Source organism: Pseudomonas taeanensis MS-3 (assembly GCF_000498575.2).
In the GTDB taxonomy this organism is placed as follows: domain Bacteria; phylum Pseudomonadota; class Gammaproteobacteria; order Pseudomonadales; family Pseudomonadaceae; genus Aquipseudomonas; species Aquipseudomonas taeanensis.
Genome location: NZ_AWSQ01000001.1, coordinates 794511 through 808365, shown reverse-complemented (window position 1 = coordinate 808365; position 13855 = coordinate 794511). Strand labels below are relative to the sequence as shown.

The window sequence follows — 13855 nt, the reverse complement described above, 5'->3', positions numbered from 1 at the left end:
CGTGGACAGTGGGTCACTCAGGCTTGGCCACGTGCCAGACGCCCCCCTTGCCGTCACCGGTAATATCACCCGCCTTCATGTCCTTGATGAAGGTGTACAAGGGTTTGCCGTAATAGGCCCACTGCAGGGTGCCATCGTCGCGTTTGACCACCGTCCAGTCATCTTCAGCCACAGCACCGGCCTCGGCGGCCAAGGGTGGCCAGTTCTCCGCGCACGGGCCATAGCAGTTGGATTTATCCATGCCGTCCGGGTCGTAGGTGTAAAGCGTCATGCCTTTGCTGTCGACCAACATGCCGTTCTCGACCATCGCCGGTTCGTCCGCGTATACCAGGCCTGATAGCGCCAGCAACGCGCCGCCGAGCAGAGCCAGTCGGACTGGGTTGATTCTGATCATCTGATGCCTCCTTTTGTCTAACAGCGTTAGCTTGGCGACAGGCTAAAATCGGTGCCGGACAACCTCGACGGACGAGCAGGCAGAACCCTGAAAAGCCTGCATCTAGCAGGCTCTTTTGCGCCAGGCTCCACGCGCCCGATCGACCGACCGGGCGCATCCTTGAGCATAGACCAGGCAGGCGCTGGCGCAGCCGTTAACATCGGGATGTCATATCCCTGCAATAATTCCGTTATCTAATGCGCCACAAGACAGCTGAACAAACCGAGGCAGGACCCATGGTTGGCAAGAACATCCTGATCGTCGATGACGAAGCACCGATCCGCGAAATGATCGCGGTGGCCCTGGAAATGGCCGGTTACGAGTGCCTGGAAGCGGAGAACACCCAGCAGGCCCATGCCATCATCGTCGACCGCAAGCCCGATTTGATCCTGCTCGACTGGATGCTCCCCGGCACCTCCGGCATCGAGCTGGCGCGGCGCCTCAAGCGTGACGAGCTGACCGGCGACATTCCGATCATCATGCTCACCGCCAAGGGCGAGGAAGACAACAAGATCCAGGGCCTGGAAGTCGGCGCCGATGATTACATCACCAAGCCGTTCTCGCCGCGCGAGCTGGTGGCACGCCTCAAGGCCGTGCTGCGCCGGGCCGGCCCCAGTGACAGTGAAGGGCCGATCGAGGTCAATGGCCTGCTGCTCGACCCGATCAGCCACCGTGTGACCATCGACGGCAAGCCGGCCGAGATGGGCCCGACCGAATACCGCCTGCTGCAATTCTTCATGACCCACCAGGAGCGGGCCTACACCCGCGGCCAGTTGCTTGATCAGGTCTGGGGCGGCAACGTCTACGTCGAAGAGCGCACGGTCGACGTGCATATCCGTCGCCTGCGCAAGGCGCTGGGCGAAGTCTACGAAAACCTGGTGCAGACCGTACGCGGCACCGGTTACCGTTTCTCCACCAAAGGCTAGGGTCTGTTGCCGTTTNNTCGGGTTGCGCGGGAAATGGCAACAGACCCTAGCAGTATGTCCGCGCCGAGCTGCGCGGGTTAGGATTGCCGGCCGGACCTGGCGGCATAATGGATCGATTGGCGGATGAGCTCTAAGTGAATCAAGACTGGCGTGGCGCCCTGATACGCCGTCTGCTGCTGTTAGTCGGCATTTGCCTGCTGCTCGGTGCGATCAGCGGCCAATATGCCTGGGCCCTGGTGCTCGGCTTGGGCGCTTACCTGTGCTGGACCCTGCATCAGCTGTTGCGCCTGCACACCTGGCTGAAACACCACCAACCTGACGAGCCGCCACCCGACAGCTCGGGGCTGTGGGGAGAGGTGTTCGACAGCATCTATCACCAGCAGCGCAATGAGCAACGCGCGCGAGCGCGCCTGCAGGCCGTGATCGACCGTGCCCAGGAGTCCACTTCCGCGCTGAAAGACGCGGTGATCATGCTCGACAGCGACGGCAACCTGGAGTGGTGGAACCCCGCGGCAGAAACCTTGCTCGGCTTGAAAACCCTGCAGGACAGCGGCCAGCCGATTGGCAACCTGGTGCGCCACCCACGCTTCAAGGAGTACTTTGCGCGCAACAATTACCTGGAACCCCTGGAACTGCCCTCGCCCCTGAGCGACAGCCTGCACCTGCAGTTTCATATCACCCAGTACGGCAATCAGGAACACCTGGTGCTGGTGCGTGACGTCACCCGTCTTCACCAGCTGGAACAGATGCGCAAGGACTTCGTCGCCAACGTCTCCCACGAGCTGCGCACGCCCCTGACGGTGATCTCCGGCTACCTGGAGACCCTGCTGGACAATGTCGAGGCGGTAAACCCGCGCTGGCTGCGTGCCCTGCAACAGATGCAGCAACAAGGCGGGCGCATGCAGAACCTGCTGAATGACCTGCTGCTGCTGGCCAAGCTGGAAGCCACCGACTACCCCTCGGACAATCAGCCAGTGGCGGTCGACCTGCTGTTGCTGTCGATCAAGAACGACGCCCAGGCCCTCTCGGGCGAACGCCAGCACCGTATCAGCCTGGAAGCCGACCCCCACCTCAAGCTCAAGGGCAGCGAAACCGAACTGCGCAGTGCCTTCTCCAACCTGGTGTTCAACGCGGTGAAATACACCCCCAACGAAGGCCAGATCCATATCCGTTGGTCGGGCGACGAGCATGGTGCGCGCCTCGCGGTGCAGGACAACGGGCTGGGCATCGAGGCCAAGCACCTGCCGCGTCTGACCGAGCGTTTCTACCGGGTCGACTCCAGTCGCGCCAGCAACACCGGCGGCACCGGCCTCGGCCTGGCCATCGTCAAGCACGTGTTGCTGCGCCATCGCGCGCACCTGGACATCGACAGTCGAGTGGGTCAAGGCAGCACCTTCATCTGTCATTTCCCGGGCACTCAGGTGGTCCGCCGCGGCAAGTAGTCGGCGCGGCAAACGCCCACGCTTGCAAAGCCGCACGGCAGCCCTCACCCTCTAGCGGTCATTGGCCAACCGAACCCTATATGGACCCCTCCCCTAGCTTCTCTATCGCCACTTATTTAGCCGAATTCGGCCTCGTGTTGTTCGCTCTGGCCCTGGTGCTGCTCAACGGCTTTTTCGTCGCCGCCGAATTCGCCATGGTCAAGCTGCGCGCCACCAAGGTCGAGACCATTGCCAGCCAGCATGGCTGGCGCGGACAGATCCTGCGCACCGTGCACAACCAGTTGGATGCCTACCTGTCGGCCTGCCAGCTGGGCATCACGCTGGCCTCGCTGGGCCTCGGCTGGATCGGCGAACCGGCTTTTGCCAGTCTGCTCGAGCCAATGCTCGGCGCCCTGGGTATCGACTCGCCGGCGCTGGTCAGCGGTATCGCTTTCTTCACTGCCTTCTTCATCATTTCCTACCTGCACATCGTGATTGGCGAGCTGGCCCCCAAGTCCTGGGCGATCCGCCAGCCCGAGCTGCTGTCACTGTGGACGGCGATGCCGCTGTACCTGTTCTACTGGGCCATGTACCCGGCGATCTTCCTGCTCAACGCCAGCGCCAACGGCATCCTGCGCATTGCCGGCCAGGGCGAGCCGGGGCCGCACCATGAACATCATTACAGCCGCGACGAACTCAAGCTGATCCTCCACTCCAGCCGCGCCCGCGATCCCAGCGATCAGGACATGCGCGTGCTGGCCTCAGCAGTGGAACTGGGTGAGCTGGAGGTGGCCGACTGGGCCAACTCCCGCGAAGACCTGATCTACCTGGAGCTCAATGCGCCGCTGGATGAAGTGTTCAGCGTGTTTCGCCGGCATAAATACAGCCGCTACCCGGTCTACGACACCGAGGCAGAGGAGTTTGTCGGCGTGCTGCACATCAAGGACCTGCTGCTGCAACTGTCCCTGCTGGAAATGCTGCCCTCGGCGCTCAACATCGGCGAACTGATGCACCCGCTGGATCGCGTCAGCCGGCACATGCTGCTGTCCAGCCTGCTCGAGCAGTTCCGTCAGGGCGGCGCGCATTTCGCCCTGGTCGAGGAAGCCGACGGCAAGGTGATCGGCTACCTGACCATGGAAGACGTGCTGGAAGCCCTGGTCGGCGATATTCAGGACGAACACCGCAAGGCCGATCGCGGCATCCTCGCCTACCAACCCGGCAAGCTGCTGGTGCGCGGCGACACCCCGCTGTTCAAGGTCGAACGCCTGCTCGGCGTCGACTTCGACCATATCGAAGCCGAGACCCTCGCCGGGTTGATCTACGAGACGCTCAAGCGGGTGCCGGAAGAAGAAGAAGTGCTGGAGGTCGAAGGCCTGCGCATCGTGGTCAAGAAGATGAAGGGGCCGAAAATTCTCCTGGCCAAGGTGGTCAAGCTCGACTGAGCCGCTCAACCCGCCAGGGATATTGAGCTGCGCCGCCAGCCCAGCAGGCTGTGCACGCACAGGGTGACGAAAATCAACGCGCCACCCAACAGCACCTGGCTGCTCGGCACCTCGCCGAGCAGCCACCAGACCCATAACGGCCCCAGCACCACCTCCAGCAACAGCAACAGCCCTACCTCGGTGCCGCTGATCCAGCGTGGCCCGAGCTGAATCAGCGTGAACGCCAGGGGCAGCAGCACACCGGCCATCAGCGCCAGTCCCGCCCACTGCAGCGGCGCGAGCTGCGGGCTGCCGCCGAACACGAACCCGAGCAACGACACCAGCAAGGCGCCGGGCATCAGCGCCGGGCTCATGTCCACCGTCGGCCGACTGCGCGCCAGAGTGAAGTTACCCGCCAGGAAGGTGGCGGCCGCCAGCGCCCAGGCATTACCCGGCAGGCTGTTGCCCGGCGTGCGGTCAGCGACGATCAGCCCCACCCCGGCGACGCACACCAGGATTGCCAGCAGGGTACGCAGCGCCAGGCGTTCGCCGAGAAACAGCCAGGCCATGGCCGCGGCTATCAGCGGGGCGATGCTGAGGATCAGCAGGGTATTGGCCGCCCCGGCCAGGCTGATCGCCTGGACGAAGCCGAGGGTGCTGATGCAGTAACACAGGGCGCAGCCAAGGCCGGTCCAACCACAACGGCGCAGCGCGGCGGGCAGTCCGCCACGGTAACGCCAGCTCAGCAGCAGGCTCAGCCCGACGGCCATCAGCAGGCCGCGCCAGGCCAGTACTTGCATGGCATCGGCGGCCAGCCAGCGCAGCACCAGGGCGTCCGGCGACAACACCAGCACCCCCAGCGCGGTCAACAACAAGCCTTTCTGTCGGTCCTGCACCGGCGACTCCCTAACCCATGGCGACTGACACGCGCGCCGTTAAGGCAAAGGGTAACTGTCGGTCAGCAAGGCGCCAAATCCCTGTGGCCGATGCACGCAGCCGGCCAGCTGCAGGGCATGCCAGAACAGCGCCTGGTTGCTGGAGATCACCGGCAAGCCCAGCTGCCTCTCCAGGTCATCCAGCAACTCCAGGGTGCGCAGGTTGGTGCAGGACAGGAACAGCGCATCGGCCCGAGTGCCGAGCAACAACTGCTCGGCGGCCTGGCGAATCGCCTCGGCCGGGATGCGCGGAATCTCGGCGTCCTCGAGCACGCCGAAGGTGCCGAAGGCGGCGATCTCCAGACCAGCCTGGCGTAACCCCTGGTAGATCGGGTAGTTGACCTCGCCGATATACGGCGTGAGCACGGCGATGCGCCGCGCTCCCAGGCCACGCATAGCCGCCTTGACCGCACTCCAGGGGTTGGTCACCGGCACGCCGGGATGCGCCCGGTTGATCAAGCGACTCACCTCCTGTTCGCCGATCAGCATGCTCCCCGAGGTGCAACCGAACGCCAGCACGTCCAGGGGCAGCCCCGGCACCAGCAGGGCGCTGGACTGAGTCAGGCTCTGAGCCATGTTGCGCAGCCCCTCCGGGGTGACCGTCGGACTGCAGGGGGTGCGGGTGCTGTACAGCTCGACCCGCTCGCCGAGCAGCTGGCGCCATTCGTTTTCCAGGGTGAAGTCGCTGGCCAGTTGCACCAGGCCGATGCGCACATGGCCGTCATCTGTCGCGCGTTGATGCGCGAAGGTGCGTTGCAGGTCCAGAAAGCCGGCGAAGGACAGCTCCATCTCAGGCCTCCTCAAGCAGGCGCGCGGCGTAGTTGGCGATGGCGGTGTCCTGCACCCCGGTGCCGGTCAGGTCGCACACCGTAATCTGCTCGGCGCCGCTGCGCGCCTGGCGGCCCTCGGCGATCAGGCTGCCCAGCTCGAACACCTCGCGCTGCAGGGCCGGAGCGTGATGCAGCTCGCCGAGGGCGCGGGACTGACTGAGGCGATCGACCACCAGCACGTCGGCACTGGCCAGGATGGTCGCCTCCAGCTCGTTCTTGTGCGGGTTGTCCGAGCCCATGGCGGTGACGTGCACGCCCTTGGGCAGGTCGCTCCAGCGCAGCACCGGCTCGCGCGCCGGGGTAGTGGTGACCACGATGTCGGCCTCGGCGCAGGCGTCGGCGGCGCTGTCGTGCACCGTCACCGTCAGGCCATGATGCTCCTGCATGAGCGCGGCATAGGCCTCGGCCTTGGCGCGGTCGCGGGCGTACACATGCACCTCACGGATATCGCGCACCAGGCGCAAGGCCGCGACCTGCAATTCGGCCTGCAGGCCGGCGCCGATCACCGCGACGCGCTGGGCGTCCTCGCGGGCCAGGTGCTTGGCGGCGATGGCGCCGGCCAGGGCGGTGCGGATGTCGGTCAGGTAGCCCTCATCGAACAGTACCGCCTCGACCAGCCCGGTCTTGGCCGAGAACAGCAGCATCAGGCCGTTGAGACTGGGCAGGCCGAGCTTGGGGTTGTCGAAGAAGCCGGGGCTGATCTTCACCGCGAAACGCGGCCAGCCCTGGATATGCGCGGTCTTCACGTCGACCTCGCCGTTGCTCTCGGCGATGTTCATGCTGAGGATCGGCGGCATCGCCACCTCGTCGCGGCCAAGGGCGGCGAAACCGGCTTCCACGGCCTCCAGGGCGGCCGGGTCGAGCTTGACCCGCTCGGCGATCTGCTGGCGGTTATAGATTTTCATAGGGACGCTCTCCGGCCAGGCGACAGGCCTCGGCAAAGGTGGCGGTGGACAGGTTCTGGCCGCTGACCACGAACGCCACGCGGCGTCCGCTCAGGTCCAGTTGGTGCTGCTCGACGGCGGCCACGCCGACCGCGGCGGCGCCCTCGACCAGGAGTTTCTCTTCACGCAGAAAATGCAGCATGGCGCGGGCGATCTGCGCCTCGTCGACCTTGTAGCCGCGGTCCATGTAGCGCTGGGTCATGGCGAAGCTCCAGGCGTTATCCAGGCCGATGCCGCCGCCCAGGCTGTCGGCCAGTGATGCCACCTCGGGCACCTGCAGCGGATGGCCGGCGGCCAGGCTCTCGAGCATCGCCGCGCCCTGGTTCATGCTCACGCCGATCACCTCGGCCCGCGGATTGATGCTCTTGACCGCCAGACCGATGCCGGCGATCAGGCCGCCGCCGGACAGACCGGCGAACAGCATGTCGATGTCCGGCTGCTCCTCCATGATCTCCAGGCCGCAGGTGCCCTGGCCGGCGATCACCAGCGGGTCGTCGAACGGCGAGACATAGGCCAGGCCCTGTTCATCGCGCAGGCGGCGCGCCTCGACGTCGGCCTCGTCCTGGGCTTCGCCGTGGATCACCAGCTCGGCGCCGCTCTGGCGCAGGGCCTCGACCTTGTTCTGCGGCACCAGGCGCGAGATGCACACCTTGACCGGAATGCCCAGGTGCTGACCGGCGTAGGCCAGGGCGCGGCCGAAGTTGCCGGTGGACATGGTCACCACGCCGCGCCGGCGCTGCGCCGCATCCAGGCCGAGCAGCGCGTTGACCGCGCCGCGCAGCTTGAAGGCGCCTGTGGGTTGCAGACAGTCCAGCTTGAGCCAGGCCTCGCAGTTCCAGCGCCGCGACAGTGATTCGGAACGCACCAGCGGCGTGCGCAGGGTCAGCCCGGCGATGCGCTGGCGCGCCCGGTAGATGTCTTGCAGGGTCAGTTGTTCGTTCATGTGCAAAATCCAACCTGTGAACGCAAGCGGGGGCCATCGTCTCGATGCCCCCCGCGTTGACCTGGCGAGTTACTTGGCCTGCCAGGCGCCGCTGCTGATCAGCTTGTCGGTGACCTTGTTCACCGCCCGCTCGGCGCGGGCGACGATGTCGTCGACCTCGCCACGGGTGACCACCAGCGGTGGGGCGAAGCCGAGGATGTCACCGTGCGGCATGGCGCGGGCGATCAAGCCTTCTTCCAGACAGGCCGCGGAGATCTGCGCGCCGACCTTGAGGTTGGGGTCGAAGTGCTGGCGCTTGCTGCGATCGCTGGAGAACTCCAGGGCCGCCAGCAGGCCGATGCCGCGAGCCTCGCCGACCAGCGGATGCTGACCGAAGGTTTCCTGCATGCGTTGCTGCAGGTAGGCGCCGGTGTCGCGGGCGTTAGCGGTGAGGTTCTCGCGCTCGATGATGTTCAGGTTGGCGATGGCCGAAGCGATGCCCATCGGGTGGCCGGAATAGGTGTAGCCGTGGCCGATGGCGCCGTAGGTGTCGGTGCCCTGCTCCAGCACTTGCCACACGCGCTCGCCGACAATCACCCCGGACAGCGGCTGGTAGGCCGAGGTCAGGCCCTTGGCCACGGTGATCAGGTCGGGCTTCATCTCGTAGTACTGCGAGCCGAAGTCCACGCCCAGGCGACCGAAACCGCAGACCACCTCGTCGGCGATCAGCAGGATGTCGTACTTGTCCAGCACCTTGCGGATCTCTGCCCAGTAGCCCTGCGGTGGCGGCACTATGCCGCCGGTGCCGAGCACCGGCTCGCCGATCATCGCCGCGACCGTATCCGGGCCTTCGGCGAGGATCATCTCCTCGAGCTTCTGCGCGCAGTAGCGGGAGAACTCCAGCTCGCTCATGGCGTCATCGGGACGGCGGTAGTAGACCGGCGCGACGGTGTGCTTGATGCGCTCCAGCGGCAGATCGAAGTGGGCGTGGAACACCGGCAGACCGGTCATGGAGCCGGAGGCGATGCTCGAACCGTGGTAGCCACGATCGCGGGAGATGACCTTCTTCTTCTCCTTACGGCCGAGGATGTTGTTGTAGTACCAGACCAGCTTGAGCTGAGTCTCGTTGGCGTCCGAGCCGGACATGCCGTAGTAGACCTTGCTCATGCCCTGGCCGGCGAGCTTGACGATGCGCTCGGACAGGCTGGCCATGCCCTCGGTCGTGTGGCCGACATAGGTGTGGTAGTAGGCCAGCTGCTTGGCCTGCTCGTAGATCGCCTCGGCCATCTCGGTGCGGCCGTAGCCGATGTTCACGCAGTACAGGCCGGCGAAGCCGTCGATGAACTCATTGCCCAGCGAATCCTGAATGCGGATGCCCTGAGCGCCGGTGATGATCCGTGCCGGGCTCTCGCCGTGGGCGTGCTGCTTGAGGTGGGTGGAAGCGTGGAAGACGTTCTGGCGGTCGATCTCGATGATCTTCTGGGTGTCGATGGTCATGGCAATGCCCTCAGGTTATTTGTTAGCGGTTCCAGCTACGTTCCCTTGTTTAGAAACGTAGCGAGCGAAGGCTAGGCAGCGCATAGCGCGCGAAGCCCGCAGTAGTTTTCAGCTACCGCTGGCGCTGGGCAGGTTGCCCAGGCAGTAGTACTTGATCTGGCTGTATTCATCGAGGCCGTGGCGCGAACCCTCGCGGCCGAGGCCGGATTGCTTGACGCCGCCGAACGGCACGGGCGGGCCGGTCATCTTCACCGAGTTGACGCTGACCATGCCGAACTCCAGGCCGCGCAGCAGGCGCCACACCTGGCGCATGTCGTAACCATAGACATAGGCGGCCAGGCCGTACTCGGTGTCGTTGGCCTGGACGATCAGCTGCTCCAGGTCGTCCCAGGCCAGCACGCCGGCCACCGGGGCGAAGTTCTCCTCGCGGTAGACGCGCATGTGCGCGGTCACATCGGCCAGCAGGGTCGGCATGAAGAAGTTGCGCCCCGGCGCCTGCTCCTGGTCACCGACCAGCAGGCGCGCGCCCTTGGCCACGGCGTCGTCCACCAGTTCCTGGGCCTTGGCCACCGCCTTGGCGTTGATCAGCGGCCCCTGGTTGACCCCGCGCACCAGGCCGTTGCCCACGGTCAGCTCGCCCATGCGCCGGGCGAAGGCGGCGAGGAAGGGCTCATACAGCGAGCGATGCACGAAGATGCGGTTGGCCGCCAGGCAGTCCTGGCCGGTGGTCTGGAACTTGGCGTCGATCGCCGCCTGGGCGGCCTGCTCCACGTCCATGTCCGGCAGCACGATAAAGGGCGCGTTGCCGCCCAGCTCCATCGAGCATTTCTTCACCGTGGCCGCGGCCTGCTGCAGTAGCAGGCGGCCGACCCGGGTCGAGCCGGTGAAGGACAACGCCTTGACCTTGTCGCTGGCGCAAAGCACCTGGGAAACCATTTCCGGCTCGCCGGTGATGACGTTGAACACCCCGGCGGGGAAGCCGGCGCGCTCGGCCAGCTCGGCCAGGGCCAGGGCGGAAAACGGTGTCTCGCCGGCCGGTTTGACCAGCACGGTGCAGCCCACGGCCAGGGCTGCGGCGGCCTTGCGGGTGATCATCGCGCAGGGGAAGTTCCACGGGGTGATCAGCGCGGCGACGCCGATCGGCTCGCGCACGCTGCCCAGCTGGGCGTTGCGGATGTGGCTGGGAATGGTCTCGCCGTAGGCGCGGCGGGCCTCCTCGGCGAACCAGCGGATAAAGGAGGCGGCGTAGTCGATCTCGCCCCGGGCTTCGTCCAGCGGCTTGCCCTGTTCGAGGGTCATCAATCGGGCGAGGTCTTCCTTGTTCTCCAGCAGCAGATCATGCCACTTGCCGAGGATGGCGCCACGCTCGTCCACCGAGCGGGCGCGCCAGGCCGGGAAGGCGGCGTCGGCGGCATCGATGGCGGCGGCGACCTGGTCCTGGTCGAGCTGGGTGCAGCGGCCGATGGTTTCTTCGCTGGCCGGATCGATGACCGCCTCGTCGCGGCCCTCGTTGCCGGCTACCCATTTGCCGTTGACGTAGGCCAGCTGGCGAACCAGGCGCGGATCTTTCAGTGTGTGCATGGACGGCGTCCCCTCTGCATGCCCGGCCGCGGCTGGTGCCCGGCGTGGGTCGTGGTGCGTGTTTACGGTTTCCACTTTAGGGGGGATCGGCCGCGGTTTTTTTCTCTTCGCGGCGACTTGGCTTGTGGTTTTTTTCTTTGCACCCGTGCAAAGCGTGGATTTTTTCGGGAGCCGCTGGCGCTTGCCTAATCGCCCACGGCCTAGGCTTGCGGGGCGCCTGGCGTGAATGCTCAGACCAATCGGAAGCGCCCAGCCAAGCCCTGCAGGGTCTCGCCCAGACGCATCAACTCGGCGCTGGCATCGGTACTCTGTTCACTGGCACTGGCCGCCTGTTCGGCCACGTCGCGAATGCTCGAGACGCTACGACTGATTTCTTCGGCGACCACACTCTGCTGCTCGGTCGCAGCGGCAATCTGTTGGCTCATCTGCTGAATACTGGAGACAGCCCTGTTGATCGTCTGCAACGCGTGGCCCGCGTGCTCGGCACTGCCGATGGTGTCCTGGGCCAGCGCTCGGCTGCGCTCCATCTGCGCCACCGCGCCTTGCGCACCGCCCTGCAGCGTGGCAATCAGCCCTTCGATTTCGCTTGTGGAGCCCTGGGTACGCAGGGCCAAGGCGCGCACCTCATCGGCCACCACGGCGAAACCACGCCCGGCGTCGCCGGCCCGGGCCGCTTCGATCGCGGCGTTGAGCGCCAGCAGGTTGGTCTGCTCGGCGATGCCCTTGATCACGTCCAGTACCGCGCCGATGTTGTGACTGTCCTGCTCGAAGCGTTCGATAACCTGGGCCGACAGCTGAATGCTCTGAGCCAGATCGGCAATCCGCTGAATGGCCTGCTGCACGATGCGTTCGCCCTGGCACGCCTCTCGGTCGGCTTGCGCGGCACTGCCCGCAGCCGACTCGGCGCTGCGCGCCACCTCCTGCACCGTGGCGCTCATTTGCTGCATGGCGGTGGCCACCTGTTCGAGCTCCAGCCGCTGCTGGCTCACGCCAGCGCGAGTCTGCAGCGCCACCGAGGCCATCTGCCCGGTAGCGCCGGTCAAACGCTCGATACCCTGCGCCAGACCCGACAACAGGCCGCTCAGGCTAGCGCCCATGCTCTGCATGGCCCCCATTAGTTGCCCCAGCTCATCGGTTCTGAGCGTTTCGCCCGGCCGGGCAGCATGCTCGACGCTCAAGTCGCCTTTGGCGATGCGCTGGGCCACACCGGCCAGGCGTTGCAACGGGACTACGATCTGCCGGGTGATCAGCAACGCGCAGGCCAAGCCAAACGCCAACGCGACAAGCGCTGCCATGATCAACAGTTGCTGGGTCTGACGGGCCTGGACGGCCAGGTTCTGATGTTGCCATGCGAGCGCTTCACTGGAGGCCTGCAGCACACGCTGCGCCTGTACACCGAGTTCGGTCACGGCATCCTGCCGGCTGGCGAACGCGTGCTGCAAGGCGGTAAATGCCTGGCGATACTGGCCTAGCTGCTGCAGGGCGGCGTCGATATCGGCCTGGGCAAAAGGCTCGCGCAGTTGCTCACGCAATTGTTGGCCGGTCTGCTGCAGACGCTCGAGCTGGGTCAGCAGCCGCGTGGCCTCGGCCGCTTGTGCGTTATTCAGGAACAGCAGCTCATGCTGGCGCGCCAACAGCAGCCCCTTGGTCAGCTCAGCACTCTGTTCGGCCTGCTCCATGGCCGGCAGGCTGTGTTCCACGCCGCTCAGCCGCACCAGCTTGGCAGCCCAGTTGCGCAGTCGAGCACCGAGTTTGTCGAAACGCTGCAACACTTGTTCGGCGGCAGCGGCCATCGCCTGCTCCGCTGCCTGGCGTTGAGCGCTGGCCTGACTGAGCAACTGCAGGCGCCCTTGATAGGCATTGACGGCCTCCTGAATCAGCCCGAGGCGCTGCCGGGCATCGACATCGGTAACACTGTCCAGGCCGCCCTGCACACTGCGCTGCAGTTCACCGAGACGGGCTTGGGCCTCGACCAGCGCCGGCTCCGCAGCGCTCAGAATAAACTCCCGCTCTTGCTGCCGCAGGCGCTGCAGCTGGCCATCGATGGTGTTGAACTGGAGCAGAATCTGGAAGCGCGCCAGGGTGCTGCGCTGAGTGTCGAAGCCCAACCAGGCGATAGCCAGGGTAATCATCAACACCAGGGCAAAACCCGCCAGCAGTTGCATACGCAGGCTGAGGTTAGCCCGCACAGAGCGGAATACACGGAACATGGCTGGTTTCCTCGCAGGCGAAGACGCTGCGCGGCGGCGCAGGGGATGGGTCATGGATTAAGTGCTTGCAGGCGGGACGGTTTAACAGGCTGTTGAAAAATGTAGCGAGCGATGGCTAGGCAAGGCGAAATCAGGCGAAAAAGCGCAGTGTACGAGCTGTACATGAGCATTTTGAGGCTGATTTCAACGCTGCATAGCCGAGCGCAGTAGTTTGTCAACAGCCTGTTAGTCGGTGTCGCCGCTCTCCAACTCCAGGGGCGGCTCGCTGTGCTTGATGGTCTTGGTGACGATGTAGGTGAAGTAGCGCTCGATGCCCAGGTCGGCCATCAGCCAGCGGTCGATCAGGCGCTGGTACTGGTCGATGTCGCGGGCCATGACCTTGACGATGTAGTCGATGCCACCGCCGGTGGCGTAGCACTCGGTGACTTCGGGGCAGTCCTGCATGGCGCGCTCGAAACGCTGGAAGGCTTCACGGTTGTGTTGCTTGAGGCTGATCTCCACCAGCACCGCGGCGCGCTTGATGAGGATCTCGGGATTCAGCTGCGCGCCGTAGCCGCGAATGATGCCGGCCTCCTCCAGTCGCTTGACCCGCTCCCAGCAGGGACTGACCGACAGGCTGATGGCTTCGGCCAGGCTGGACTTGGTGATGCGGCCGTTGTGCTGAAGGATACGCAGAATCTTCAGGTCGTAACTGTCCAGACGCATAGCAGCGCTCCGGCGCAGGGCCATACCTGC

Annotated in this window: 12 protein-coding genes and 1 pseudogene; 3 read left to right on the top strand and 10 right to left on the bottom strand. The window is 65.3% G+C overall.

The annotated features are described in order from the left end of the window. Positions 1 to 13: 13 nt before the first annotated feature. Entirely contained in the window at positions 14 to 394 is a 381-nt protein-coding gene (locus TMS3_RS03475) for a COG4315 family predicted lipoprotein (protein ID WP_025163861.1), read from the bottom strand. Between the two features lie 275 nt (positions 395 to 669). Here TMS3_RS03475 and phoB point away from each other — a divergent pair, with 275 nt between their 5' ends. The 3 genes from phoB (at position 670) to TMS3_RS03460 (ending at position 4222) form a co-directional block, all read left to right on the top strand. Then, positions 670 to 1359, top strand: coding sequence for a phosphate regulon transcriptional regulator PhoB (gene phoB, locus TMS3_RS03470; RefSeq protein WP_025163860.1), 690 nt, complete (start codon positions 670 to 672; stop codon positions 1357 to 1359). 134 nt (positions 1360 to 1493) lie between these two features. Further along, positions 1494 to 2801, top strand: coding sequence for a phosphate regulon sensor histidine kinase PhoR (gene phoR, locus TMS3_RS03465; protein ID WP_025163859.1), 1308 nt, complete (start codon positions 1494 to 1496; stop codon positions 2799 to 2801). A gap of 80 nt (positions 2802 to 2881) precedes the next feature. After that, positions 2882 to 4222, top strand: a complete 1341-nt coding sequence (locus TMS3_RS03460) for a hemolysin family protein (protein WP_025163858.1) — start codon at positions 2882 to 2884, stop codon at positions 4220 to 4222. 5 nt (positions 4223 to 4227) lie between these two features. On the opposite strand, the gene TMS3_RS03455 is transcribed toward TMS3_RS03460, so the two are convergent. The 9 genes and pseudogenes from TMS3_RS03455 to TMS3_RS03420 form a co-directional block, all read right to left on the bottom strand. After that, positions 4228 to 5097: a DMT family transporter gene (locus tag TMS3_RS03455; RefSeq protein ID WP_025163857.1), complete on the bottom strand. Its 870-nt coding sequence runs from the start codon at positions 5095 to 5097 to the stop codon at positions 4228 to 4230. A 39-nt stretch (positions 5098 to 5136) separates the two neighbouring features. Further along, positions 5137 to 5925 (bottom strand): maleate cis-trans isomerase family protein, encoded by a 789-nt coding sequence (locus TMS3_RS03450; protein WP_025163856.1) that lies wholly within the window; start codon positions 5923 to 5925, stop codon positions 5137 to 5139. Position 5926: 1 nt separating this feature from the next. Continuing rightward, positions 5927 to 6871, bottom strand: coding sequence for a cyclodeaminase (locus tag TMS3_RS03445; RefSeq protein ID WP_025163855.1), 945 nt, complete (start codon positions 6869 to 6871; stop codon positions 5927 to 5929). Further along, positions 6858 to 7853: a hydroxyectoine utilization dehydratase EutB gene (gene eutB / locus TMS3_RS03440; RefSeq protein WP_025163854.1), complete on the bottom strand. Its 996-nt coding sequence runs from the start codon at positions 7851 to 7853 to the stop codon at positions 6858 to 6860. Before eutB ends, TMS3_RS03445 begins: the two co-directional genes overlap by 14 nt. A 69-nt stretch (positions 7854 to 7922) precedes the next feature. Continuing rightward, positions 7923 to 9329, bottom strand: coding sequence for an aspartate aminotransferase family protein (locus TMS3_RS03435; protein ID WP_025163853.1), 1407 nt, complete (start codon positions 9327 to 9329; stop codon positions 7923 to 7925). Between the two features lie 108 nt (positions 9330 to 9437). Beyond that, a complete protein-coding gene (locus TMS3_RS03430; RefSeq protein WP_025163852.1) occupies positions 9438 to 10910 on the bottom strand; it encodes an NAD-dependent succinate-semialdehyde dehydrogenase in 1473 nt (490 codons plus the stop codon). Between the two features lie 230 nt (positions 10911 to 11140). Then, positions 11141 to 11932, bottom strand: coding sequence for a methyl-accepting chemotaxis protein (locus tag TMS3_RS25860; protein ID WP_407691601.1), 792 nt, complete (start codon positions 11930 to 11932; stop codon positions 11141 to 11143). Positions 11933 to 12001: 69 nt separating this feature from the next. Continuing rightward, positions 12002 to 12205 (bottom strand): annotated as a pseudogene (locus TMS3_RS25855) (HAMP domain-containing protein); the annotation flags it as partial. A 1140-nt stretch (positions 12206 to 13345) separates the two neighbouring features. Continuing rightward, entirely contained in the window at positions 13346 to 13825 is a 480-nt protein-coding gene (locus tag TMS3_RS03420) for an Lrp/AsnC family transcriptional regulator (RefSeq protein WP_025163850.1), read from the bottom strand. Between the last annotated feature and the right edge of the window lie 30 nt (positions 13826 to 13855).

Bases quoted from the DNA above. Each gene is read 5' to 3' on its own strand.
- TMS3_RS03475 (WP_025163861.1), bottom strand. From the start codon at position 394: ATGATCAGAATCAACCCAGTCCGACTGGCTCTGCTCGGCGGCGCGTTG.
- phoB (WP_025163860.1), top strand. From the start codon at position 670: ATGGTTGGCAAGAACATCCTGATCGTCGATGACGAAGCACCGATCCGC.
- TMS3_RS03460 (WP_025163858.1), top strand. From the start codon at position 2,882: ATGGACCCCTCCCCTAGCTTCTCTATCGCCACTTATTTAGCCGAATTC.
- TMS3_RS03450 (WP_025163856.1), bottom strand. From the start codon at position 5,925: ATGGAGCTGTCCTTCGCCGGCTTTCTGGACCTGCAACGCACCTTCGCG.
- TMS3_RS03445 (WP_025163855.1), bottom strand. From the start codon at position 6,871: ATGAAAATCTATAACCGCCAGCAGATCGCCGAGCGGGTCAAGCTCGAC.
- eutB (WP_025163854.1), bottom strand. From the start codon at position 7,853: ATGAACGAACAACTGACCCTGCAAGACATCTACCGGGCGCGCCAGCGC.
- TMS3_RS03435 (WP_025163853.1), bottom strand. From the start codon at position 9,329: ATGACCATCGACACCCAGAAGATCATCGAGATCGACCGCCAGAACGTC.
- TMS3_RS03430 (WP_025163852.1), bottom strand. From the start codon at position 10,910: ATGCACACACTGAAAGATCCGCGCCTGGTTCGCCAGCTGGCCTACGTC.
- TMS3_RS25860 (WP_407691601.1), bottom strand. From the start codon at position 11,932: ATGGCCTCGGTGGCGCTGCAGACTCGCGCTGGCGTGAGCCAGCAGCGG.
- TMS3_RS03420 (WP_025163850.1), bottom strand. From the start codon at position 13,825: ATGCGTCTGGACAGTTACGACCTGAAGATTCTGCGTATCCTTCAGCAC.